Origin of the sequence: Burkholderia sp. AU39826 (assembly GCF_020419965.1) — a bacterium.
Lineage (GTDB): Bacteria > Pseudomonadota > Gammaproteobacteria > Burkholderiales > Burkholderiaceae > Burkholderia > Burkholderia semiarida.
The window spans coordinates 154,746-179,028 of the sequence record NZ_JAIZQG010000012.1; the positions used below are offsets into that span (position 1 = coordinate 154,746).

Here is a 24,283-nt window from a genome sequence, read left to right on the forward strand (position 1 = left end):
GCGCGCGCGTCAGCCGAGCCGGTAAGCGTGCGTGACCGTGCCGCGGAACAGCGCGTCGCGCTCGTCCGCGCTGGCTTGCGCGGTCAGCCGCTTGAACGCGTTCCACCCGTTCACGAACGAATACGAGCCCTTGTCGACCGGGAAATTGCTCTCGAACATGCAGCGCCCGGGGCCGAACGCGTCGATGCAGGTCATCATCCACGGCTTCCACGCGTCGGCAAGCTGCGCCGAAGACGGCGGCTTCTCGCCCTTCTCGAAATCGAACCCGTTGATGCGCATCCCGAGGCCGCCGACTTTCACGTACACGTTCGGCAGTTGCGCGAGCGTGCGCATCGACGCCGACCAGCGCGCGAACACCTCCGGCCGCTTGTCGGCATAGCTGCCGATCCGCACGACGCCGCCGCAGTGATTGACGATGATCCGCGTGTCGGGGTTCGCTTTCGCGAGATCGAATAATTCGGATAACTGCGGAAAGAACAGCCACGCGTCGTACGACAGCCCGAGCGGCGCAAGTTGCGCGACGCCGGCCCGGTACGCAGGATCGAGCAGCAGCCCGCGCGGCACCGCCGACAGCGGATTGGCGAGCGTCGGATCGGCATCCCACGTGCTCAGGTGCCGCACGCCGCGAAACCGTCCGCGCCCCGCTTCGAGATGCGCTTCCAGCACGTCGCGCACGCGTTCGCCGAGCCGCAGGTCCGCATGGCCGACGATGCCTTTCGCGACGGCCACGGGACCGTGCTGCAGCGGCTCGGTCACACCGGCGACGTAAGCCGTCTCGCCCACCGGCTTCAGTTCGGCCGGGCCCGAATCGCGATAACGCGTCTGCGCCTGCATGTAGACGGACGCCTGGATGTTGTGGCCCGAGCGCGCATCCTGCAGATAGTCGTCGAGCAGGTAGATCCAGCCCGGCCGTTCGTAGAAGTGATGATGCGCGTCGACGATCGGCAGGTCGGGCTCGAGCGCGGGTTCGAGCGCCGACGCGAGCCAGTCGGGGCGGACCGCGAGGTAGTTGCTTTGCGTCATGCGGGAAGCTCCATCGTGGGCCGGCGTGTCGGCGAACGCGGGCAGCGCGAGCGAGGCGGCGGCCGCGCCGATCAACCGGCGCCGTTTGATCGAAAAGGTCATGTCATTCGCTCCGGTCGAACGCGACCAGCGACAGCGTGAGCAGCGTCGTGATCGCCAGCACGATCGCGAGCCCGAGCATCCCGGCCGTGAAGGTACCGAAGCTGTCCTTCAGGTATCCGACGAGATAGGGGCCCGCGAAGCCGCCGAGCGCGCCGATCGAATTGATCAGCGCCAGCCCGCCGGCCGCGGCCTGGCCGGACAGGAAGCGCGACGGCAGCGTGTAGAAGATCGTGCGGCCGGCAATCGTGCCGATCAGCGCGAGCGTGATGCCGACGAGCGCCGGCCCGAGCGTCAGGAAATGGGTCGACACGCCGAGCGCCACCGCGCCGATGAACAAGCCGATCGCCAGGTTCGCGACCGGGCCGCCGCGACGGTCCACCCGTTTCGCCCACCACAGCAGCGCGATCGTGGCGAAGAAGTAAGGCACCGCGGAAAGCCAGCCGGTCTGCATCGTCGACATGCCGTGCGCCTTCAGCATTTGCGGCAACCAGATGCCGATGCCGTACGAGCCCATCGTGAAGCCGAACGAAATCAGCGCGAGCACGTAGACGCGCACGTCGCGCAGCGCGACGCCGAAGCGCTTCTTGCGGCCGGCGGCCGCGCCGTCGCGCTCGAACGCGCGCTGCAGCGCGGCACGCTCGTCGTCCGACAGCCACGCGGCATTCGCCGGCGAATCCGACAGCAGCTTCAGTACGAGGAAGCCGAGCGCGCACGCGGGCAGCCCTTCGACGATGAACATCCACTTCCAGCCGGCGAGCCCGAGCGCGCCGTCGAGCTGCAGCAGCCACGTCGACAGCGGGCCGCCGATCAGCGACGACAGCGGCGTCGACACCGTGAACCACGCCAGCACGCGCGTGCGGTAGCTCGCCGGAAACCACACCGCAAGAAAGAAGATCACGCCCGGAAAGAAACCGGCTTCCCCGATGCCGAGCAGCAGCCGGATCGCGTAGAAACTGGTCGGCCCAGTCGCAAGCGCGGTCGCGGCCGCCATCAGCCCCCACGTGATCATGATGCGGGCGAGCCAGCGGCGCGCGCCGAAGCGGTACAGCGCGAGATTGCTCGGCACCTCGAACACGCAGTAGCCGGCAAACATGATCCCCGCGCCCCAGCCGAACTGCGTCGCGGTCAGCCCGAGATCGCGGTTCATCGTGAGCGCCGCGAATCCGACGCTCGTGCGATCCAGGTAGTTGAAGAAATACGCGAGCGCGAGCAGCGGGATGAAGCGCCACGCGGCCTTGCGCACGGCCCGTTGCTCGATCGACGTGTCGGTCTCGTGATCGGCGGGCAGCGCCGGGGAAGCGGATGTCATGGTTGTCTCCGTGGATGCGGCGATCCTCTGCCGCGTGGTGCGCGGCCGGGACGCCTTTGTTCGTTCGATGAATCGCGGCGGCGCTACGCGCTCGCCACTTCGTTCGCCGACGGCGCGCCGCCCGGCGCGTCGCCCGGCGCGGCGGCGTCCGCGCCGTACCGCCCCGCGACGACGCCGGCCTCGATCAGCGCACGCGCGTCGTCCGGCGTGTAGCCGAGTTCGCCGAGCAGCGCGCACGTGTCCTGGCCGAGCGCGGGCGGCGCCGAGCGCAGCCGCAGGCGTTCGCCCGCGAGCGTCAGCGGCAGCAGCGCGGTGCGCGTGTCGACCGGCCGCCCGGCGCTGCTCGCGTCGGCCGGCAGCGTCACGGCTTCGAGGCCGCCCGTGGCGAGCAGATGCGGATCGTCGAACAGGTCCTGCGGCTTCGTGATCGGTGCGTACGGCAGGCCGGTCGATTCGAAGATCGCGCCGATCTCCGCGGCCGAATACGGCGCAAGCCGCGAACGCAGCTCGGGCAGCAGCCATTCGCGCGCCTGCACGCGCAGGTTGTTGGTCGCGAGGCGCGGATCGTCCTTCAGCGCGTCCATGCCGAACGCGTCGCAGAACAGCGCCCACTGCGTGTCCGACACGACCGCGAGAAAAATCTGTTCGTCGTCCTTGACGGAGAACACGTCGTAGACGGCCCACGCGGAAATCCGGCTCGGCATCGGCGCCGCTGCCTGCCCCGTCACCGCGAACTGCATCATGTGCTGCGCGACGAGGAACACGTTGTTCTCGAACAGCGAACTCTGCACCTGCTGGCCGCGGCCCGTGCGCTCGCGCTGCGCGAGCGCGGCCATCGCGCCGATCGCGCCGAACATGCCGCCCATGATGTCGTTGACGCTCGCGCCCGCACGCAGCGGCCGCCCTTCGGGGCCCGTCATGTAGGCCAGGCCGCCCATCATCTGCACGACCTCGTCGAGCGCGGTGCGATGCTCGTACGGCCCCGGCAGGAAGCCCTTGTGCGACACGTAGACGAGGCGCGGATTCAGCGAGTCCAGCGCCGGATAACCGAGGCCGATGCGGTCCATCGTGCCGCTCTTGAAGTTCTCGCTGAACACGTCCGCCGTCGCGACGAGCCGCAGCACGATCTCGAGCCCGCGCGGATCCTTCACGTCGACCGCGAGGCTCTTCTTGTTGCGGTTGAACATCCCGAAGAAGCCCGCGCCGGAACCGCGCAGCGCCCGCGTGCTGTCGCCCGCGATCGGTTCGATCTTGATCACTTCCGCACCGAGATCCGCGAGCAGCATGCCGCACGTCGGGCCCATCACCATGTGCGTCATCTCGATCACGCGCACGCCTGCGTATGGCAGCGCCGAAGTGGGTTGGCGATCGTTCATTGTGCGACTCCCGCTACACATCCTTCCGGTTGCGCCGCCGTCGCCGCGCGGCCGTCCGCATAGCGGAACCCCTTCGGCAACCCGGCATCGGGCACGTGGCCGTACAGCGCCTCGGACGGCAGCGCCGCGTGCAGGATCGCGCGCGCGGCGAGCAGCGCGTCGACGTCGACGCCCGTGTCGACTCCCATCGCCTCGAGCAGGAACACGAGATCCTCGGTGACGATGTTGCCAGTGGCGCCGGGCGCATACGGGCAGCCGCCGAGGCCGCCCTGGCTCGCGTCGATCGTCGTCACGCCGGCGTCGAGCGCCGCGACGACGTTCGCGAGCCCTTGCCCGCGCGTGTTGTGGAAATGGCCGCCGCCAGCCTTCTCGCCGACTTCGCGCTGCAGCCGCGTGAACAGCCGGCGCACCTGCGCGGGATTCGCATAACCACTGGTGTCGGACAGGCCGATTTCGTCGACCCCGCATTCGGCCATCGCGACGGCCATCGCGATCGTCTCGTCGTCGCCGACCGCGCCGGCAATCGTGCAGCCGAACGCAACCGACACGCCGGCCTCGATCTGCACCGACGGAAATCGCGCGTCGCGCAGCGCGACGATCGCACGCACCTCGTCGATCATCTGCGCGGGCGTCTTGCGGATGTTGGCCAGCGAGTGCGCCTCGGTCACCGAGACCGGCAGCGTCAGCTTGTGCACGCCCGCGTCGAACGCACCCTCGGCGCCGCGCAGGTTCGGCGCGAGCGCGGCGACGTGCAGCCCGGGAATCGCTAGCGCGTGCGCGACCACTTCGCGCACGTCGGCCATCTGCGGCAACAGCGTAGCCGGCACGAACGACCCGACCTCGATCTCGCGCAGGCCGGCCGCGGCCAGCGCGGTGATCCAGCGCAGCTTGGCGGCCGTCGGCATCACGGTCTTGATGCTCTGCAGCCCGTCGCGCGGGCCGACCTCGCTGACCAGCACCTTCGGGTTTTCTGAAACCTTCATTCGACACCTCATCGTTCTATCTGAAAGAACATAGTTCTGTTTGACAGAACTTTAAGCATGCGTCGAATGCGCGATAAGCGGGGTATACCCGTGAAATCGCGTTTTTCTGGAACTTGTGTTCTGCCAGATAGAACGATATAGTCCGCCGACCATCATTCGAAGGAAGCAGGTCGTGCCCAGGAACCCAGCAGATCACGTCGGCGACGCAGCCGATCCGATGACGGAAGACGCGTCAAGCGGCGTCGCCGTGCTCGACCGCGCGTTCGCGATTCTCCGTGCGTTCGGCCAGACCGACGACCGGCTGTCGCTCGCCGAATTGTCGCGCCGCACCGGGCTGTACAAGAGCACGATCCTGCGTCTGCTCGCCGCGCTCGAGCATGGCGGATTCATGCGCAAGCTCGACGATGGCCAGTACGCGGTCGGGCACGAGCCGTTGCGGCTCGCCGCGCTGTACCAGCGTTCGTTCCGCGTCGGCCCGGTGGTCGAGCCGCTCCTCGAGACACTGAGCCGCGAACTCGGAGAAACGGCATCGTTCTATGTGCGCCAGGGCGACGTGCGCTCCGTACTCTATCGCGTCGAGCCCGCGCGGGCGGTGCGCGTGTCGATCCGCGTCGGCGAGGAGTTTCCGGTCGGCCAGGGCGCATCCGGAAAGGTGCTGCTAGCCTTCACCGACACGCAGGACGCCCGCTGGAACGACGTGCGCGAACAGCTGTGGGCCGCGTCGTACGGCGAGCGCGACCCGGAAACGGCATCGGCTTCCGTGCCCGTGTTCGGCGCGGCCGGCGAATGCGTCGGTGCGCTGACGGTGTCGGGCCCGAAATCGCGGCTCGCCGCCGCGCCGGCGATGACGGCGGCAGTCGCGATGCTGCTGCCGCTCGCGCAGAAGGCGACCGTCGCCCTCGGCGGCGCGGGCGCACGCTACGACGCGGCGGCCGTGCGCGACAGTCTCGCGCGGCTCGCATCGTCGGCGGACGACGCCGCCCGGTCGTAGGGAGCCGATGGCGCGCGGCACGCGATACGGCAGCGCGAAAGGCGGCCGCATGCGACACTGCCCCTGCAGCCGACAACCGGATCCGCCCGAGGAGACTCCCGCGATGAACGCCCCGCGCACCGCCAGCTGGTATTTCGATTTCGTTTCGCCGTTCGCCTACCTGCAACAGGAACAGTTCGACCGGTTGCCGCCCGCCGCCGCGTTCGAGCCGCGGCCGATCGTGCTCGGTGCGCTGCTCACGCACTGGGGCCAGAAAGCGCCGGCGGAGATCGCGGCCAAACGCGTGTTCACCTATCGGCATGCGCAATACCGCGCGGACAAGCTCGGCATTGCGTTCCGGATGCCGCCCGCGCACCCGTTCAATCCGATCAAGCCGCTGCGCCTCGCGATCGCGATGGGCGGCTCACGCGACGCGATCCAGCGGATCTTCCGGCATATCTGGCGCGACGGCGAGGACGTGTCGACGCCGGCAGGTTTCGCCGCGCTGTGCGAAGCCGTTGGCTTCCCGGAAGGCGTGACGGCCGTCGAAGCCCAGCCGGTCAAGGATGCGTTGCGCGCGAACACGGATCGCGCGATCGCCGACGGCGTGTTCGGCGTGCCGACCTTCGTGCTCGGCGGCGACCTGTTCTGGGGCGAGGACGCGACCGACATGTTCGTCGACTGCGCGACGTCGCGCGCGTGGCTCGATTCGCCCGAAGTGCGCCGCATCAGCGCGCTGCCCGAAGGGATCCGGCGGGGCTGACGGTGTACCGCCAGCCGGGCCGCGTTGCTTCAGCCGTCGCGCCCTTCGACGAGCGCCGGCACGGCGTCGCGCATCATCGCGGCGAACCGCACGAGCCGCGACGGATAGAACTGCGCATGCGGATAAGTCAGGTAGACGGGCAGCGACGCGGCCTCCCATTCGGGGGCGAGGTGCACGAGATCGCCGCGCGCGAGATCGTCGGCGAGCATCCACGATGATCCGACGCACGCGCCGACGCCCAGCAGCGCCGCGCTGCGCAGCGCATACAGGTTCGCGGTCGTGATGCGCGGGCGGATCGCGATGCGCCGCGTGTCGCCGGTGGCCGCATGCGTCAGCGCGAGCTCGTTGCGGTAGTACGTGCGCAACGCGAGCCATGGCAGCGCGGCGAGCGCGTCCGGATCGGCCGGCACGTCGGCGCCGTTCAGTATGGACGGCGCGGCGACCACGAAGCGCGGCACCTTCGTCAGCCGGATCGCGACCACGCCCGGATCGGTGGGCTCGCCGACCTGGATCGCGCAATCGATGCCGCTGCCGACGAAATCGCGCACCTCGTCCTGCAGCAGCCACTCGACCGACACGCGCGGATAGTCGCGCAGGAACTGCGCGAGCGGCGCAACGAAACGCTGCTGCCCGAACGCGTGCGGCACCGCGACGCGCAGCAGCCCGTCCGGCTCCTCCTGCGCGCCGCGCAAATCGGCCTCGAACGCCGCCCAGCTCGCCAGCAGCTCCTTCGCCTGCTTGAAGCACCGCTCGCCGTCGACGGTCAGCCGCATCGTATGGGTCGTGCGTTGCAGCAGCCGCATGCCGAGCGAACTTTCCAGCGCCTGCAGCCGGCGGCTGATCGTCGGCTGCGTGGTATGCAGCTGCACGGCGGCCGCCGACAGGCTGCCGGCCTCGACTATGCGCACGAAGGTTTCCATCAGCTCGAAGCGATAGCCCGCACCGTTCACCGGCACCGTCTGAACGCGCGGAGATCCGCCAACAGCGCGAGAGGGAGGAGATTTTTCGGTCATTCGTGGAGCGTATAACAAATGTGCGCAAGGCGGCACTACCGTCGTCCGCCGAGTACCGCCACACTCGCGTCCAATCCCTTCTTCAACCGAGGATGCACGCGATGTCCACCCCGACCCGTCTCGATGCCGCGCCCCGCGTGGCGCATGCCCCGGCCCGCCCGGCCGCCCATTCGATGCCCGATCGCCGGCTCGTGCTGCTGCTCGCGGCCGCCGCCGGCCTCGGCGTCGCCCCGATCTACTACGCGCAGCCGATGCTCGGCGCGCTCGCGCCCGATCTCGGCGCGTCGGCGCGGGCGATCGGCTTCGTGCCGACGCTCACGCAGCTCGGCTATGCGCTCGGCATCCTGCTGCTCGCGCCGCTCGGCGACCGCTTCGACCGGCGCCGCGTGATCGTGACCAAGGCCGCCGCGCTGGTCGTCGCGCTGCTGCTGGCCGCCGTCGCGCCGTCGCTCGGCCTGCTGCTCGCGGCGAGCTTCGCGATCGGCCTCGCCGCGACGATGGCGCAGGACGTCGTGCCGGCCGCCGCGACGCTCGCACACGACACGCATCGCGGCCGCATCGTCGGCACCGTGATGACGGGGTTGCTGCTCGGCATCCTGCTGTCGCGCGTCGTGGCCGGATTTATCGCCGAGACGGCCGGCTGGCGCGCGATGTTCGCGCTCGCGGCCGCCAGCGTCGCCGTGATCGGCGCGGTAGCCGCACGCGGGTTGCCGCGCTTCGAGCCGACCACGCGGCTGCCGTACCGTGCGCTGATCGGCTCGCTCGGCGCGCTGTGGCGCGAGCATTCGGCACTGCGCCGCGCCGCGCTCGCCCAGGGGCTGCTGGCCGTCGGGTTCAGCGCATTCTGGTCGACGCTCGCGGTGATGCTGCACGGCGCGCCGTTCCATCTCGGCAGCGCGGCAGCCGGCGCATTCGGCCTCGCGGGCGCCGCCGGCGCGCTGGCCGCGCCGATCGCCGGGCGTCTGGCCGACCATCACGGCCCCGAGCGCGTCACGCGTATCGGCATCGGCATCGCGACGGTGTCGTTCGCGTCGATGGCCGCCGCGCCGCTGATGTCGCCGCATGCGCAACTCGTGCTGCTCGCGGTCGCGACGATCGGCTTCGATCTCGGCGTGCAGGCCACGCTGATCGCGCACCAGTCGATCGTCTACCGGATCGATCCCGCGTCGCGCAGCCGTCTCAACGCGGTGCTGTTCGTCGGCATGTTCATCGGGATGGCGGCGGGCGCGGCAATCGGCAGTTCGTTGCTCGCGCAACTGGGCTGGAATGCGGTGACCGCGCTGGCCGTCGTGACGTCGCTGGCCGCGCTCGCCGTCCGGGTGTGGCGCAACTGAAGCCGCGCATCGCGTCACGCCGGCGGGCAGGCCGATGAGGCTTGCCCGCTTTTTTTATTTTTTGATCGGCACACGCATGACGCCGCGCCGGCCGGCAGATTCACGCCACTCCGGCACGGCAATCACTCATTCGGCGCAAGGTCCGCACCGTCCTGCCGAATTGTCCAGTTCAACAAAATATTTTTCCGGCGCGCGTGCATGGCCGCCCGCAAACGTCGGACGATTCGACCCTACCGCACCACACGGCGCTCGCCCATCCGGCCCCACCACACGGCCCCGGTTTATCAGGGGAATCCCGGTATTTTTTCGCATTTTCTTCGAAATAACGGGTGACATACTTGCCCCCCGTTGCGCTCCGTGCGAGCGCGCTTTCCGATCCAGCCGGCCGCCCGTCATGCGCTGCGCGTCCGCCCGGGTCGCACAGGACATGAACGATTTCGACACCACGATCCAGATCTTCCTCACCCACGTGACGTTCGGCCCGTTGATGAATCACGCGATCCGCGTGATCGCGGGCCTCTACACGTTCAAGGGCTTCGTGCTCGTTCCCGTGCTGTGCTGGCTGTGGTTCCAGCCCGGCCCGCATCGCGAACGGCAACGCGAACTGGTCGTCGCCACCGTCGCGAGCGGGCTCGTCGCGCTCGCCGTCGGCCGCGTGCTCGCGCAGGTGCTGCCGTTCCGCGTGCGGCCGATCTACAACCCCGACCTGCACCTGCACTTCCCGTCGGCCGGATTGCGCGCGGCGACCCTGCAGACATGGAGTTCGTTTCCGAGCGATCACGCGATGCTGTGGATGGCGATCGCCACCGGCATCTTCATCATCGCGCGCCGCGTCGGCGTCGTCGCACTGCTGTATTCGGTCGTGTTCATCTGCCTGCCGCGCGCGTATCTCGGCTTTCACTACCCGACCGACCTGATCGCGGGCGCCGCGATCGGCATCGCGATCGCGTGGCTGCTGACGCGCGACGCGATCCGCTCGCGCTTCGCGCCGCAGGTGCTGGAGACGATCCGGCGCTTCCCCGCGCCCGCCTATACGCTCGCGTTCCTGCTGTGCTTCGAGTTGATCACGCAGTTCGACGAACTGCTGACGCTCGCGCAGTCGGCCACCCGCACGATGTGACGGGCACGCGCGCGATGCTGCCGCTGCTGCTGTCGTTCCGTCGCCCCGGCGCGCGCTGCCGGCCATGCTCGGCGGCAGCACGCCGTGCAACGGCCGCGCCCGTCAGTCGCGATCGGGCGCGCCGAGCGGAAAGAACGAACGATACGGCCGCGCCTCGTCGACCGCGCGCGCAAACGAAGGCCGCGCGAGCAGGCGCTTGCGGTACGCGATCACGTTCGCGAACGCCGGATCGATCCGGTGCGTCCAGTCCGCGTAGAACAGGAACGGCGCCGCGCCGCAATCGGCGAGGCTGAAACGATCGCCGGCCGCCCATTCGCGATCGGCCATCGTCTCGTCGAGCCACGCGTACGACGTATCGAGCATCGCGCGCGCGTCGGCCACCCCGCGCGCATCGCGCTCGGCTTCCGGCCGCAGCGCGTCGAACACGACCTTCTGCTGCGGCGTCGCCACGTAGTTGTCGAAGAAGCGGTCCATCGTCCGCACCTCGAGCGCGGCGCGCGGATCGTCGGGCAGCAGGCGCACGGGGCCCGGATGGGCCAGGCCGAGATACTCGATGATGATCGACGCCTCGATCACCGTGCGGCCCGCGTCGACGAGCACCGGGAAGCGCTTCAGCGGCCACAGCGCGGCCAGTTCCTGCATCGGCTTCGGATCGTCGTGCGCAAGCACGCGATAGTCGAACGGCGTGCCGTTCTCGTACAGCGCGGTCAGCACCTTCTGGCAGTAGGACGAAAAGGGATGGGCGTAAAGCGTCGGCATCATCGCGGGTCTCTCAGGGTTTCGGCGCCGCGTCAGGCGGCGCCACATGATCGGATACCTGGACGACGAACGGCGCCGGGCCGTTTCGACACCGGTCCGGATTTTTTCGAGGGAGCCGGCCTCGGCCGCTACGACCGGCCGTCCATCACGACGCGCCCTTCGGCGCGCCAGCGCAGCATCCCACCGCCGAGATTCGCGACCGCATCGAAGCCGGCCTGCTTCAGGATCACCGTCGCCTGCGCGGAGCGCCCGCCGGCCCGGCACACGGTCACGACCGGCCGGTCCCGCGCGATTTCGCCGGCGCGCGCGGCCAGTTCGCCGAGCGGAATCGGCGTCGCGCCGGGCAGATGACCGAGCGGGCCCGTGAATTCGTCCGGCTCGCGCACGTCGACGACCTGCACGGCCGGCAGATGATCCTCGAGCCATTGCGGATCGATTTCCCAGAAGCCGGCGAACGTGTAGACGAGCGGCGCCCAGCCGGGGGCGGCCTGCGCATCGGGCGCGTTCGCGGCCACGCCGCACCGCAGGTTCGCCGGCACCGCGACGTCGATCTGGCGCGGATGCGCGAGCCCGAGATTGCGCATGTAGCCGGCGAAATCGTCTTCGCTGAGATCGCCGCCGAGGCGCGGGTTGAAGCGCCGCTCCTCGCCGACGCTCGTCACCGTGAGCCCGCGATAGTCGTGCGCCGGATACAGCAGGCACGCGGCCGGCAGCGTGAAGAGCCGGCCGTGCACCGCGCGATACAGCGCGCGCGGGTCGCCCTGCTGGAAGTCGGTGCGGCCGGTGCCGCGGATCAGCAGGCAATCGCCGGTGAACGCCATCGATTCGTCGTCGAGCACGAGGCTGATGCAGCCGTTCGTGTGGCCGGGCGTCGCGCGCACGGTCAGGTAGCGCGCGCCGAACGCGCAACGGTCGCCGTCGTTCAGGTAGCGGTCGGCGCCTTGCGCGCCGCTCGCCGCCGAGATCGCGATCGCGCTGCCCGTGTGCTGCTTCAGCAGCCACGCGCCCGTCACGTGATCGGCGTGCACGTGCGTGTCGACGGTCGCAACGAGCCGCAGCCCGAGTTCGTCGAGGAGCGCCGCGTCGCGGCGCACCTGCTCGAACACGGGGTCGATCAGCAGCGCCTCGCGCGATGCGCCGTCGGCGAGCAGATACGTGTACGTCGACGACTGCGGGTCGAAAAGTTGCCGGAAGATCATTGCTTTATTGCTCCGTCGCGTGTTCTTCAGTGAGGTGTAGTCGGATCGGCACACTGCATGGCGTCGTCAGGGGCCTGCGCCGCACGACGACATCGCCGCCGCGCGAGCGGCATCGCGCATATTCATACAGCGTAGATCAAAATGCCCGCGCCGCCGCGCCCCATGCGCGGCAACCGATTCCGACGACGAATCGCGCACCGCCGAACGACGTGCCGCGCCGGGACGGCAACGCACGCTGCCTTACACTACGGCCTGTTCTCGTCCCCGATCACAGGAATTGCTCCCGACATGTCGATGACGATCGATCCGAAGCAGGCCGCCGCGCTGCTGGCCGTCGCCGACACCGGCAGCTTCGAGCAGGCGGCCGTGCGCCTGCACGTGACGGCGTCCGCCGTCACGCAGCGGGTCCGCGCGCTGGAAGCGAGCCTCGGCACGCCGCTCGTGCTGCGCACGCGGCCGTGCCGCCCGACGGTGGCCGGGCAGCGCGTGCTGCAGCATCTGCGCCGCGTCGCGCTGCTGCAGGCCGACCTCCAGAGCACGCTCGCGGCCGAGCGCGAATCGCCGATCTCCGTGACGATCGCGCTGAACGCCGACAGCCTCGGCACGTGGTTCCTGCCCGCGCTGACGTCGGTACTCGCGGGCGAGCGGATCCTGTTCGAGCTGATCGTCGAGGACCAGGACCACACGTTCGCGCTGCTCGAAAGCGGGATGGCGGTCGGCTGCGTGACGACCGAGCCGAAGCCGATGCGCGGCTGCCTCGCGACGCCGCTCGGCACGATGCGCTACCGGCTGCTCGCAGCCGCCGCGTTCGCGGTGCGCTGGTTTCCACGCGGGCTGAACCGCACGAGTGCGCGCCACGCGCCCGTCGTCGCGTATTCGCGGCGCGACACGCTGCAATCGTCGTTTCTGAAGGAGAAGTTCGGGTTGCCCGAAGGCGCGTATCCATGCCACTACGTGCCGGGCACCCATTCGCACTTCGCGGCGGTACGGCACGGGCTCGGCTACGCGATGGTGCCGGAGCCGCTGATCGGCGCCGCGCCGCTCGATGCGCAAGGGCTCGTCGATCTCGCGCCCGCGCATCCGACCGACGTCACGCTGTACTGGCACGCGTGGACCGTGCAGTCGCCGACGATGGCGTCGCTGTCCGAGCGGGTGGTCGAAGCGGCGCGCCGGCTGCTCGCGCCGTTGCCGTGACGCGCCGGCCGGCGCGCGGGCGATCGACACGGCCGGCGCGGTGCGCACTGCGACGAGAAAAGTCGGCCGCGCCGCCTATACTTTTTCCATCGGCCTCGCGAACGCGCCGCGCGGCCGATCATCCAGGTCCGGCCGTTCCCTTTCATGTGAGGAGAACATCATGTCCCGCCGCTATATCGATTGCCGCGAGTTTCCCAGCGCGATGCATTGCTCGGTCGCCATTTCCGCCGACTCCGACAACGAACTGCTCGAGGCCGCCGTGCAACATGCGGTCTCGGTACATCAGCACACCGACAGCGCCGAACTGCGCACGCAACTGAAATCGCTGTTCCACGACGGCACGCCGCCCGTCGACACGCCGTCGCAAGCGTAATCCGCCCGCGCGGCAACGATCGACCGCCTACATGCCGCGTCGTCCCTCGGGATTTTGCGTCATGCCACGTCGCGCCGGCCCGTCGCCGGCCGGCGCATTCCGCCTCACGCGCGACGCTGCGCGAAATACGCACCGACCGCGTCGAGGAACGTGTCGATGTCCCCGCGCGACACGTCGCAGTGCGTGACGAAGCGGGACGCGTACAGCATCTGCGTGAGGATGCCGCGTTCCTTGAGCCACGCCTCGAGCGGCGCGCAATCGGCTTCGGGGAATTGCGCGAACACCATGTTCGTCGCATGCGACAGCACCTTCACCGAATCGATGCGCGCGAGGCCGGCCGCGAGATGCGCGGCATTCGCGTGATCGTCCGCGAGCCGCTCGACGTTGTGATCGAGCGCATACAGGCACGCCGCCGCGAGAATGCCCGACTGCCGCATCCCGCCGCCCAGCACCTTGCGCCAGCGCTGAGCGCGCTCGATCAGCGCATGGCTGCCGACCAGCACCGAGCCGACCGGCGCACCGAGCCCTTTCGAGAAGCAGATCGACACGGTGTCGAACGGCGCGCACAGCTCGGCGATCGGGCGCCCCGACGCGACGGCCGCGTTGCACACGCGCGCGCCGTCGAGGTGCGTCGACAAGCCCCGGCCGCGCGCGAACGCGACGGCTTCCTGCACATAGCCTTCCCGCAACACCTGGCCGCCGATCGTGTTTTCGAGCGCGAGCAGGCGCGTGCGGGCAAAGTGATTGTCGAGCGGCTTGATCGCCGCGGCGATCTTCGCGAGCGGCAGCGTGCCGTCCGGCGCGTTCTCGATCGGTTGCGGCTGGATGCTCCCGAGCACGGCCGCGCCGCCGCCTTCGTACTTGTAGGTGTGCGCGAGCTGGCCGACGATGTATTCGTCGCCGCGCTCGCAATGCGACATCAGCGCGGCCAGGTTGCTCTGCGTGCCGCTCGGGAAGAACAGGCCGGCTTCCTTGCCGGCCCGCTCGGCCGTCACCGCCTGCAGGCGCAGGACGGTCGGGTCGTCGCCCCAGACGTCGTCGCCGGTTTCGGCGGCGGTCATTGCGGCCAGCATCGCCTGGCTCGGACGTGTCACGGTATCGCTGCGTAAATCGATCATCGCTGTGCCCTGGGTAAACGCGAGCCGGAACCGATGCGCCCGGCCCTGCCGAAACGAAGCTGAGAGTGTACGCAATTCGCGCGGCGCCTGCCGGCCGCCGCCGCGCGCGCCGATTCCGGACGCGCGACGTCGTTCCGATGACGCGACGCGCCATATTGCCGCACGTGCGGCAGACCGCCACGCCGCGGCCGCATGCGTCGCGAACGGCCTTCTTGATACGAATCAACGATTTATCCGGAAATGGCGTGCGACGGGCTGGACATCTGCGACGAGTTGGCGCATTTCGCGGTGCAACATCGCGGCCCATACTCCAGCCAACCCCGACGCCAGTCCGCCGGGGTCCGTCGGCACCCGCCGGCGGGTATCGTCAAGCCTCGGTCAACTGGTATGGACACCGCACTTTCGGCCCTCGATCTGGCCCGCCTGCAATTCGCGTTCACCGTCTCCTTTCACATCGTCTTCCCGGCACTGAGCATCGGCCTCGCCAGCTTCATCGCCGTGCTCGAATACCGCTGGCTCAAGACCGGCAAGCAGTACTACAAAACCCTCTGCCTGTTCTGGTCGAAGATCTTCGCGGTCGCGTTCGGGATGGGCGTCGTGTCCGGCGTCGTGATGAGCTATCAGTTCGGCACCAACTGGTCGGGCTTCTCGAGCTTCGCCGGCGCCGTCACCGGGCCGCTGCTGATGTACGAGGTCATGACCGCGTTCTTCCTCGAGGCCGGCTTCCTCGGCATCATGCTGTTCGGCTGGAACCGCGTGAGCCCGCGCGCGCACTTCGGCGCGACGCTGATGGTCGCGATCGGCACGCTGATCTCGACGTTCTGGATCCTCGCGTCGAACAGCTGGATGCAGACGCCGCAGGGCTTCGAGATCGTCGACGGCCGCGTCGTGCCGACCGACTGGTTCGCGATCATCTTCAACCCGTCGTTCCCGTACCGCCTGTTCCACATGGCGATCGCCGCGTTCATCGTCGCCGCGCTGGTGGTGGCCGCGACCGGTGCGTGGCACCTGCTGAAGGGCCGCCGCGACAAGGGCGTGAAGAAGATGTTCTCGATGGCGCTGTGGCTGCTGCTGGTGCTCGCGCCGCTGCAGGCCGTGATCGGCGACCAGCACGGCATCAACACGCTGAAGCATCAGCCCGCGAAGATCGCCGCGATCGAGGGGCTGTGGGAAACCGAAAAGGGCGGCACCGCGCTCAACCTGTTCGGCATTCCGGACATGAAGGCCGAAACGACCCGCTACGCGGTGAAGGTGCCGCACCTGGGCAGCCTGATCCTCACGCACAGCTGGGACGGCGAAATCCGCGGGCTGAAGGATTTCCCGCCGCAAGACCGCCCGAATTCGACGGTCGTGTTCTGGAGCTTCCGGATCATGGTCGGCCTCGGCTTCGCAATGATCGGCCTCGCCGCGCTCGCGTGGCTGCTGCGCCGCCGTGGCCGCCTGTATGAATCGAAGTGGTTCCAGCGCTTCGCGCTCGTGATGGGCCCGACCGGTTTCGTGTCGCTGCTCGCGGGCTGGGTGACGACCGAAGCCGGCCGCCAGCCGTGGGTCGTGTATGGCGTGATGCGCACCGCGCAGGCCGTGTCGCCGCTGTCGGTGCAGCAGGTGAGCCTGTCGATGATGACGTTCGTGATCGTCTACTTCCTCGTGTTCGGCACCGGCGTGTACTACATGCTGAAGCTGATGAAGGCCGGCCCGGCGCTGCCCGACGTCAAGCACGACGCGAAACACGACCTGCCCGATACGCGCCCCGATCACACCGCGCGCCGCCCGATGTCGGCCGTCGACGAGCTGATCGAGACCGTCTGAGCCCACCCCATTCGCATACGAGAAAACCTATGGACGTCACCGTAATCTGGGCCGCGATCATCGCATTGGGGCTCTTCATGTACGTCGTGCTCGACGGCTTCGACCTCGGCATCGGCATCGTCTTCCCGTTCTTCCCGGACGAGAAGGAACGCGACCTGATGATGAACACCGTCGCCCCCGTATGGGACGGCAACGAGACGTGGCTCGTGCTCGGCGGCGCCGGGCTGTTCGCGGTGTTTCCGATCGTCTATTCGACGGTGCTGTCGGCGCTGTATCTGCCGCTGATCTTCATGCTGGTGTGCCTGATCTTCCGCGGCGTGTCGTTCGAGATCCGCGCGAAGGCGCGACGCACGAAGCAGCTGTGGGATCTCGCGTTCATCGGCGGCTCGGCCGGCGCGACGCTGTTCCAGGGCATCGCGCTCGGCGCGTTCCTGCAGGGCATCGACGTGAAGGACGGCGTGTACGCCGGCGGCGCGTTCGACTGGCTCACGCCGTTCAGCCTGCTGACGGGCCTCGGCCTGATCGTCACGTACGCGCTGCTCGGCTGCTGCTGGCTCGTCGCGAAGACCGAAGGCGACCTGCAGCGCCGCCTGCATCGCGTCGTGTGGCCGCTGACCGTCGTGCTGCTCGGCTTCATCGCGGTCGTCAGCCTGTGGACGCCGCTGCAGGATCCGGCCATCGCGCAGCGCTGGTTCGATTCGGGGCTGTTCTGGCGTCTGCTGCCGGTGCCGTTCCTGGTGGCCGCGTGCGCGGTGTGGATGCGCCGCGCGGTGCGCGGCCGGCACGACATGACGCCGTTCGTGCTCGCGCTGGCGCTGGTGCTGCTCGGCTACGTCGGCCTGCTCGTCACGCTGTTCCCATACGCGATTCCGCAGACGATGACGATCTGGGAAGCGGCGGCGCCGCGTTCGAGCCAGACCTTCACGCTGGTCGGCGCAGCGGTTATCCTCCCGATCATCATCGCCTACACGACGATGGGTTACTGGGTATTCCGAGGCAAGGTGCGCCATGAAGACCAGCATTACTACCACCACTGATTCCACCGCCGGCCAGCCCGGCGCGCCGCGGCCGCGGATGCGCGGCTGGATGTGGTTCGTCGTTCTGTGGGCGGGCGGCGTGATCGGCGCCGTCACGCTCGGCTATGCGTTCAAGATCTTCATGAACCTGACGCTGTTTGCGGTGAAGTAGGCCGGAGCGGCCGCCCGGTCGAACGATGGTCGGGGCGGCCGTTTTGTCGTTGACGGCCGATTCCGGCAGGCTCGCAACCACGGATCCCGCCAGCCAGCCGGTGACGCGACGCCGCTTCCCTCCCCCTCCTACGGCCGCCCGCGCAACGCCGCCTCGATCTTGCGATCGGTCTTGTACTGGCTCAGCGCATACACGGACCAGATCGCGGCCGGCAGCCAGCCGATGATCGTGATTTGAAGGATGAGACAGATGATCCCCGCGATCGGGCGACCGATCGTGAAGAACTGGAACCACGGGAGCAGCAGGGCAAGCAGAAGGCGCATGAACGATCCTCTCGGTACGTCGTTGAACGGGCGATACCCGGCCAATATGGCCGGTTGCGCGCACCGTTTCAAGCCCGGGCACGACGCGCGCCGGGCGAAGCACCGGGCGAAGCGCCGGGCCGATGCCCTCGCCCACGCCGAACCGGCCAGCCCCTGCGCGACACCGCGACGAGCGCGATGCCCGTCGCCGCCCATGAAGGCGTCGCAATCCACGGCCCTCGCATGCGCCGGCCCCGCGCGGACGGATTTTTTTTCGGCTTGGCCCGCGACTATTGGCGTGTAATAAAGGGTTTTCCCTGACCCGGAGCACGAGTATGTCGACCCTGGAAGCCCTCCGGTTCGTGCTGGACGATGCACGTACCCCCGAAATCATTCGCCATCACGTCGTCGACGCGCTGCAGTACGCGCTGCGCAACTACGGACAGGTGTTCACCGCGAAGGAAGTCGAATGGCTGACGCAGTGGGACGACGCACGTCTGCCGCTGGCCGCGAGGAAGGAGCTGGACAAGCGCGAACCGGCGATCGCCGGGCGCTGAAAAAAAGCCGCCGCGCCCGACGGGTGCGGGCACGGCGGCGGATGACGGTTGGCGATAACGCTTACTGCAGCCCGAAGTCGACGCGGGTCGTCGCGCCCTTGTCCGAGATGCCCTTCGCGTCGAGCTTCGGCGCGACGACGAACATGCGGCTCGAATCGATCTTGCCGTCGAGATACTGGCGCACGGCCTGCGCGCGCTGCTGCGCGAGCGCACGCAGCGCGTTGTCGTCGGCGGGCGCGTGATCGGCGAGCGCCTGCTTCATGTCCGCATCGGGCAGCGTCTTCTGCAGGCCGACGAGGTTGCGCGGCTTCTTGAAGTCAGCGGCCTTGTACGCGCGCGTCAGGTATTTCGAGTATTCGGCCTTGTCGACCTTCACCGACATCGGGTCGATGCTTTCGCCCTGGCCGATCACGTCCTTCAGCTTCTGCTGACGCACCAGCCGCTCGACGTACGCGTCGCGCAGCCCCGGCGTGTCCTGCGCCGGATCGACGCGGCCGATCAGGTCGAGGCGGATCGACGGCTTCTCGGTCAGCATCTTCACGACCGTGTCCAGCTTCTTCTCCTGCGCGTCGGTCAGCACGTACGAACCCGGCGCGAACTCGACGTAGCCGAGATCCTCGCCGCCGCCCCCGCCGAACGCATTCGCGAGCAGCGTGAACGGCGACGTGACGGCCTTCGCGATCAGGTTCAGCACCGCGCGCCAGATCAGCCCGCCGACGCTGAATTCCGGATTCGACAGCGAACCCGACACCGGCAGGTTCACGTCGATCTGGCCGCGCGTGTTCTTCAAGAGCGAGATCGCGAGCTTCACCGGCAGCTTCGTCGCCGTGTCGTTCTCGATGTGGTCGCCGAACGTCAACTGGTCGATGAAGATGTGGTTGTTCGCCGACAGCTGATCGTTCGCGAGCTGGTAGTGCAGATCGACGTTGAGCTTGCCCTTCGTGATCGGATAGCCCGCGTACTTCGCCGAATACGGCGTCAGATTGGTCAGCTCGATGTCGTGCGCGGTCGCCGTGAGGTCGAGCGCCGGCTTCTCGATCAGCGGGTTCACCGAGCCCTTGATCGAGATGGGCCCGTTGCCCGCGAGGTTCGCGGCGACGTCGACCGGCGCGGACGTCGTCGAATCCGTGCCGAACGCGCCGACCGTGCCCTTGATCGCGACGAGGTTCGCCGTGTAGTTCGGCTTGATGAAGTTGTCCGTATACGTGACGCGGCCGTTCTGCAGCAGCAGTTCGCCGAAATGCATCCGCACCGGGTTCCGCGGCTGCGGCGCGGCCTTCACGACCACCGTCGCCGACGCGGCGGCCGGCACGGACGCCTGCTGCGCGGCCGCGGCCGATGCGGCCTGCGCGGCGGCCGGCGGCGTCACCCCCGGCGACAGCGGCACCGGTTCGCCCTTGCTCGCGTCGCGCGTGAGCGACTGCGCGGGGCCCGTCTCCTTCGCCACCACGTCCTTCAGGTTCAGCCGCCCCTGCGCGTCCAGCAGCACGCGGCCGTAGAAGTTCGAGAACGTCACGCGCGCGGCGTCGACGTCGGTGCCCTTCTCGTCGTAGTTCGCCTTCAGGTTCGACAGCGCGAGCGAGCGCCAGCCGGCGAACGGGTCGGAGGTCGCCTTGTCGAGCATCCGCACGTCGACCAGCGCGACGTCGCCGCGATAGGTGGCGCGCGGCGTGTCCTTCACCTGCGCGAACGTCAGGTTGCCCTGCGCGTTGAGCAGCGCGCTGGCAATCGTCGCGTTCAGCGCGCTGCCGAAATACGGCTCGAACGCGGCCGCGTCGAGGCGGTTGCCGTTGATCTTCAGGCCCAGCTTCAGCGGCTGCGCGGTCACGTCGCCCGTTACGTTCAGCGCGCCCTTGCGGTTCAGCGTCGCCTTCAGTTGCACGGGCAACGGCTTCGTCAGGTCGTCGCTGATCTTCTGCACCGACAGGTCGAGCGGCTTGATCGCGAGCTTCACCGGGCGCGGCGTCGACAGGTCGGTGAAGTTCGCCGCAGCGTCCTTCACGTTCAGCGCATCGATCCGGTAGTGCCACGACGGCGCGGCGGCCTGCGCCTTGCGCGCGACCGTGCGCGGCGGCACCGCCGCCTGCGCGGGTTCGGCCAGCGCCGCGAGGTCGATCTTGCCGTCCTTCAGGCGCTTCACGTCGAGCGCGAGCCCGCTCGCGTCGACGCTGGCGATCTCCGCGGTGCGCGCGGCGACGTCGACCTTCGCGATCTTCGCGGTTGCGTCGGGCAGGACGATGGCCGGCGCCTTGTTGTCCGGCGCGGCGATCTTCAGCGATTTCAGGCTGACCGGGCTGTCGGCGACTTCCGCGGCGAGCGGCGTCTTGCCCCAGTCGGTCTTCGCGTTGACGGTCGCGCCGAGCGTGCCGTCGAGCACGCGCGCACGCGTCGCCTCGCCGAGGTACGGCTGCAGCGCGGGCAGCGCGAGCGCGGCCACCGTCAGCTTCGTGTCGGCCTGCTTCGCCGCGAGGTTGAACGCGCCTTCGGCCTTCACGTCGCCGCCGCGCGACAGCGACGTCGACAGCGTGTATTTCGCGGGCGTCTTGCCCTGCAGCGAGAAGCCGTCGAGCGTCGCGGCGAGCTTCGTCAGCGAGATCGCGGTCGGCGTCGCCGGCACGCGGTCGTCGACGTTGATCGTGCCGCCGTCGATCGCGACATGGCGAATCGTCAGGTCGAGCGGCGGCGCTGCCTTCGCGGCGGCGCCGCCTTCGGCCTTCGCGCCGCTGGCGGCGGCGACGGCCGCACCGGACGCGGCGGACGCACCGGACGCACCGGAAACGGCGGCGGCCGACGCGGCCGGCTTGCCGGTTTCGGCCTTCGGCGCGGCGGCCGGCTGCACGACGAGCTTCTCGACGTTCAGCACGCCCTGCTTGTCGCGCGACAGGTCGACCACCGGCTGATCGAGCCGGATCTCGTCGAAGTGCATCGCGTTGCGCAGCGGCTCGAGGCCGGCCGCCGCGACGTGCACGCCGCGCGCGGCGAACAGCGGCGCCGACGCGCGGTCGGTCACCTTCGCGTCGTTCAGGTCGACGGTGCCCGACACGCGCAGCGCGGGCGTCTCGCCGCTCATCACGAAATTGACCGTGAGGTTGCTGCTCAGCAGGCCGCTCGTCACGGCCACCGGCAGCTTCGCCGGCACGTACGAGATCAGCTTCGGCACGTCGAGCCGGTCGAACTTCAGCGCGATCTCCGATTCGCGCGACTGCGCGAACGGCTTGGTCTTGCCGTCGATCGAGATCGGGCTGCCGTCGAAGCGCGCACGCAGCTTCGGCTCGACGAAGATGTCCGTCTTCGAGGCAAGCGTCGCGATGTACGGGATGCCGAGCGTCCAGTGGTCGACGACGTGCTTTTCGTTCAGCAGGCGATCGTCGAAATCGATCCGGCCGTCGTTGACCTGGATGTTCGACACCGAGAACTGCGTCGGCTTGCTGTCGGGCGTCGGCGACGGCGACGAGAACTTCTCGATCAGGTCGGTGAAGTTGAAGCGCTGCGCGTCGTAGCGGACGACGTGAAAGCGCGGCGAATCGAGCCGGATTTCGTTGACGATCGGCGCGCCGCGGAACAGCGACGACCACGACGGCCTCACGACGAGCTTGCCGATGTCGATGAAGTCGCCCTGGCCGCCGCGCTCGCCGAGGTGGATGCCTTCGGCTTCGAGGTTCAGCGTGTACGGGTTCAGTGCGATGCGCTGGATCGTGGCCGGCCGGTCGAGCTGCTTGCTCAACTGCTGTTCGGCGACATGGCGGATCAGCGGCGGCGCCGCGAAGAAGCCGAGCAGTCCGAATAAAACGAGGAAGATCAGCACGCCGATGCCGATACGCCGGGCCCGGCGCGAGCGTGCAACGCCGCCGAGGGCATGGAGGGTCGAGGGTAAGGTTTCTTTGTCTGCGCTTGCCATGCTTGAATGCCTCGGGAATGGATGCCGGGCCGCGCCGGAAAACCGGGCGGCCGCGCACGCTATCCCGAAAGTATAGGCTCAGGAGGTGGCGGTACGGCGGTCGGGCGCCGCCGCCGCGCCCGGCGGCCGGACAACGGCGGCGGTCAACCGGTCATTTCCGGACGATGGCGGGCGGCATCCACGACCCGTCGCTCGCTTGCGGCTTCGGCGCGTACAGGCGCAACGCGAGCGCGAAATCGGTACGCGGCGCCGGCAGCCAGTTCGCCGCATGCGTACCGCCCGGCGACGCCGACACGACGACGTCGATCGAACCGTCACGGTTGCGGCGCAGCCGGTCGCGATCGCCGAGCGAGCGGCGCGCCGACCCGACGTCGGGCAGCGCGCCGTTGGTCGTGTACGGCGTGAGCGTCCAGAACGCGCGCACCGGCGGCAGCGCGCCCGGCGCGAAATGCAGCACGTAGCGGTTCGCGCCGTTCAGCGCATGGCCGTCGCTGTCGACGCGGGTGATCGCGAGCGTTTCGTCGTCGCGCGTCGCGGTGCCGAATTGCGTGTAGGCCGCGTACGCGCGCAGCGCGTAGTCCTGGCCGTACTTGCCGGCCGTGTCGCCGATCCAGGTCCAGCCGTTCGCGTTCAGCAGGTTCGACGGCGGCGTCGCGAGCCGCGCGCGCGCCTCGGCGACGCCGGCCGTCGCGGCCGTGAGACGGTCGCCCGTCCACAGCACCGGGTAGCCGGCCGTCACGCCGATGTCGGCGAGCGATTCCTGCGCGTGCGCGTCGTCGGCCGGCGGCGGATTGTCCTGCAGCGCCCGCGCGAAGCGCGTGAAGAACGCCTTCGGATCGAGCGCGGCCACCTGCTCGGCCGGCGTGCCGCCGCCCACCGCTTCGGACGGCGCGCTGCCCGCATGGACCGCCACCGACGCGCCGCGCTCGGCGCCGGTGTAGACGGACAGCGGCACCACGCGGATCGCGCGCTGCAGCTTCTTCACGTTGGTCAGGTCGCGCCCGCCGCTCGTCTGCAGCCGCACTTCGAGCCACGCATTGGCGGACGGCACGTCGACGCGCAGCACGCCCTTCGGCAGCGTGCCCTGCCAGTCCTTCGCGGCGAAGGCAATCGTTTGCGATCGCCCGGCGCCACGGGGGCCGCGCGCCGCGACGCTCGACGACGACCACAGCACGTTGGTCCACATGTCGAGCGCGCGTGCGTCCCAGTAGCGGCCGCGCGTGTCGGGCAGCGTGACGATCACGGGTTCGGCGGCGACGTCGAGCCAGCCGGTGGAGTCGAGCGTGTCGACGCCCGGCAGCGGCGGGTTGACCGCACCGACCGGCGGCAGCGCCTGCGCGTGGCGCAGCGTGTTGAGCGGCGCCTGCCCCGGTTGCGCACCGTCGCCGCCCGTCGCCGCTTCCTTCGCGACGTCCATCAGCACGAGCGGATACGCATAGATATAGGAGTCGGCGACTTCCGCGCGCATCCAGCCGGTTTTCCGCTGGATCGCGTCCGGTTGCGACGCGCATCCTGCAAGCAATGCCGCCATCGCCAGCGACGCGCACGCGCGTCGCAGGGAAACTGATTCTCGCTGGTTTTCAATCATCGATTACTGGCCGAATATCGTTCTTTTCAGTCAACGCCTTGTTCGTCTCGCGAACGCGAACAAGGCACCCCAGCGTGCCCGGATGACCGTCTCGCAACGTTTCGTCACGGTGGGCGCTGATGTCAGGCCGGTATCATAGCGCCTAAGGGCATCCCCCAATATGCCGAATAACGGGTGAAACGCTAGTTGAACCGTCAAAAAATCTGAAATAGTTCGCCGGATTCAGCAAAAATCCGGAATAGCGCCGGCACCCTCAGCCAGTTGCCCGTAAACGCCTCGCGAGCGCCAAGCTTGGTCCTCAGCGC

21 protein-coding genes are annotated in these 24,283 nt (G+C 68.9%); 10 read left to right on the plus strand and 11 right to left on the minus strand.

All coding sequences use genetic code 11. The features are described from left to right. Positions 1–9: 9 nt before the first annotated feature. From LGM42_RS20820 to LGM42_RS20835, 4 genes are all read right to left on the minus strand, one after another. Positions 10–1,125, minus strand: coding sequence for an amidohydrolase family protein (locus LGM42_RS20820; RefSeq protein ID WP_226233073.1), 1,116 nt, complete (start codon positions 1,123–1,125; stop codon positions 10–12). A 1-nt stretch (position 1,126) separates the two neighbouring features. Continuing rightward, positions 1,127–2,434, minus strand: coding sequence for an MFS transporter (locus LGM42_RS20825; protein WP_226233074.1), 1,308 nt, complete (start codon positions 2,432–2,434; stop codon positions 1,127–1,129). An 83-nt stretch (positions 2,435–2,517) separates the two neighbouring features. Next, a complete protein-coding gene (locus tag LGM42_RS20830; protein ID WP_226233075.1) occupies positions 2,518–3,810 on the minus strand; it encodes a CaiB/BaiF CoA transferase family protein in 1,293 nt (430 codons plus the stop codon). Then, on the minus strand, positions 3,807–4,793 hold the full coding sequence (locus LGM42_RS20835) for a hydroxymethylglutaryl-CoA lyase (RefSeq protein WP_060317370.1): 987 nt from the start codon (positions 4,791–4,793) through the stop codon (positions 3,807–3,809). The genes LGM42_RS20830 and LGM42_RS20835 overlap by 4 nt, the downstream gene beginning before the upstream one ends. Before the next feature lie 172 nt (positions 4,794–4,965). Between LGM42_RS20835 and LGM42_RS20840 the strand changes: the two genes are divergently transcribed. Both LGM42_RS20840 and LGM42_RS20845 read left to right on the plus strand, forming a co-directional pair. Continuing rightward, positions 4,966–5,784, plus strand: a complete 819-nt coding sequence (locus LGM42_RS20840) for an IclR family transcriptional regulator (protein WP_060317372.1) — start codon at positions 4,966–4,968, stop codon at positions 5,782–5,784. Positions 5,785–5,887: 103 nt separating this feature from the next. Next, entirely contained in the window at positions 5,888–6,526 is a 639-nt protein-coding gene (locus LGM42_RS20845) for a 2-hydroxychromene-2-carboxylate isomerase (RefSeq protein WP_226233076.1), read from the plus strand. Positions 6,527–6,555: 29 nt separating this feature from the next. Here the strand turns inward: LGM42_RS20845 and LGM42_RS20850 are convergent, their stop codons facing one another. Beyond that, positions 6,556–7,539 carry a LysR family transcriptional regulator gene (locus LGM42_RS20850; protein WP_226233077.1) on the minus strand — a complete coding sequence of 328 codons (984 nt, stop codon included), beginning with the start codon at positions 7,537–7,539 and terminating at the stop codon, positions 6,556–6,558. 101 nt (positions 7,540–7,640) lie between these two features. Between LGM42_RS20850 and LGM42_RS20855 the strand changes: the two genes are divergently transcribed. Together LGM42_RS20855 and LGM42_RS20860 are read left to right on the plus strand one after the other, a co-directional pair. After that, positions 7,641–8,873, plus strand: a complete 1,233-nt coding sequence (locus LGM42_RS20855) for an MFS transporter (RefSeq protein WP_226233078.1) — start codon at positions 7,641–7,643, stop codon at positions 8,871–8,873. 427 nt (positions 8,874–9,300) lie between these two features. Beyond that, a complete protein-coding gene (locus LGM42_RS20860; protein WP_226233079.1) occupies positions 9,301–9,993 on the plus strand; it encodes a phosphatase PAP2 family protein in 693 nt (230 codons plus the stop codon). Positions 9,994–10,095: 102 nt separating this feature from the next. Here LGM42_RS20860 and LGM42_RS20865 read toward each other — a convergent pair whose 3' ends face one another. Together LGM42_RS20865 and LGM42_RS20870 are read right to left on the minus strand one after the other, a co-directional pair. Beyond that, the gene (locus tag LGM42_RS20865; protein WP_226233080.1) at positions 10,096–10,755 is read right to left on the minus strand and encodes a glutathione S-transferase family protein; all 660 of its coding nucleotides are present in this window, start codon (positions 10,753–10,755) and stop codon (positions 10,096–10,098) included. A 125-nt stretch (positions 10,756–10,880) separates the two neighbouring features. Then, positions 10,881–11,951, minus strand: coding sequence for a rhodanese-like domain-containing protein (locus LGM42_RS20870; protein WP_060011231.1), 1,071 nt, complete (start codon positions 11,949–11,951; stop codon positions 10,881–10,883). Positions 11,952–12,239: 288 nt separating this feature from the next. On the opposite strand from LGM42_RS20870, the gene LGM42_RS20875 reads away from it, so the two are divergent. Continuing rightward, a complete protein-coding gene (locus LGM42_RS20875; protein WP_060317384.1) occupies positions 12,240–13,145 on the plus strand; it encodes an HTH-type transcriptional regulator ArgP in 906 nt (301 codons plus the stop codon). 160 nt (positions 13,146–13,305) lie between these two features. Next, positions 13,306–13,518 (plus strand): DUF1059 domain-containing protein, encoded by a 213-nt coding sequence (locus LGM42_RS20880; RefSeq protein WP_059581851.1) that lies wholly within the window; start codon positions 13,306–13,308, stop codon positions 13,516–13,518. 104 nt (positions 13,519–13,622) lie between these two features. On the opposite strand, the gene ltaE is transcribed toward LGM42_RS20880, so the two are convergent. Beyond that, the gene (gene ltaE / locus LGM42_RS20885; protein WP_226233081.1) at positions 13,623–14,636 is read right to left on the minus strand and encodes a low-specificity L-threonine aldolase; all 1,014 of its coding nucleotides are present in this window, start codon (positions 14,634–14,636) and stop codon (positions 13,623–13,625) included. Between the two features lie 387 nt (positions 14,637–15,023). Between ltaE and LGM42_RS20890 the strand changes: the two genes are divergently transcribed. The 3 genes from LGM42_RS20890 to LGM42_RS20900 are packed head-to-tail and all read left to right on the plus strand — an operon-like array spanning position 15,024 to position 17,633. Then, positions 15,024–16,445: a cytochrome ubiquinol oxidase subunit I gene (locus LGM42_RS20890; protein WP_059581846.1), complete on the plus strand. Its 1,422-nt coding sequence runs from the start codon at positions 15,024–15,026 to the stop codon at positions 16,443–16,445. Positions 16,446–16,474: 29 nt separating this feature from the next. Then, positions 16,475–17,482 carry a cytochrome d ubiquinol oxidase subunit II gene (gene cydB / locus LGM42_RS20895; RefSeq protein ID WP_060317393.1) on the plus strand — a complete coding sequence of 336 codons (1,008 nt, stop codon included), beginning with the start codon at positions 16,475–16,477 and terminating at the stop codon, positions 17,480–17,482. Beyond that, positions 17,454–17,633: a hypothetical protein gene (locus LGM42_RS20900; RefSeq protein WP_050012191.1), complete on the plus strand. Its 180-nt coding sequence runs from the start codon at positions 17,454–17,456 to the stop codon at positions 17,631–17,633. The genes cydB and LGM42_RS20900 overlap by 29 nt, the downstream gene beginning before the upstream one ends. Positions 17,634–17,761: 128 nt before the next feature. On the opposite strand, the gene LGM42_RS20905 is transcribed toward LGM42_RS20900, so the two are convergent. Next, a complete protein-coding gene (locus LGM42_RS20905) occupies positions 17,762–17,956 on the minus strand; it encodes a YqaE/Pmp3 family membrane protein (RefSeq protein WP_099318039.1) in 195 nt (64 codons plus the stop codon). A gap of 314 nt (positions 17,957–18,270) precedes the next feature. On the opposite strand from LGM42_RS20905, the gene LGM42_RS20910 reads away from it, so the two are divergent. Further along, positions 18,271–18,492, plus strand: coding sequence for a hypothetical protein (locus LGM42_RS20910; RefSeq protein ID WP_011548933.1), 222 nt, complete (start codon positions 18,271–18,273; stop codon positions 18,490–18,492). A 61-nt stretch (positions 18,493–18,553) separates the two neighbouring features. Here the strand turns inward: LGM42_RS20910 and LGM42_RS20915 are convergent, their stop codons facing one another. Both LGM42_RS20915 and LGM42_RS20920 read right to left on the minus strand, forming a co-directional pair. Beyond that, on the minus strand, positions 18,554–22,390 hold the full coding sequence (locus LGM42_RS20915) for a DUF748 domain-containing protein (protein ID WP_226233082.1): 3,837 nt from the start codon (positions 22,388–22,390) through the stop codon (positions 18,554–18,556). 151 nt (positions 22,391–22,541) lie between these two features. Next, a complete protein-coding gene (locus LGM42_RS20920) occupies positions 22,542–23,978 on the minus strand; it encodes a DUF1254 domain-containing protein (protein ID WP_059581835.1) in 1,437 nt (478 codons plus the stop codon). Positions 23,979–24,283 lie beyond the last annotated feature (305 nt).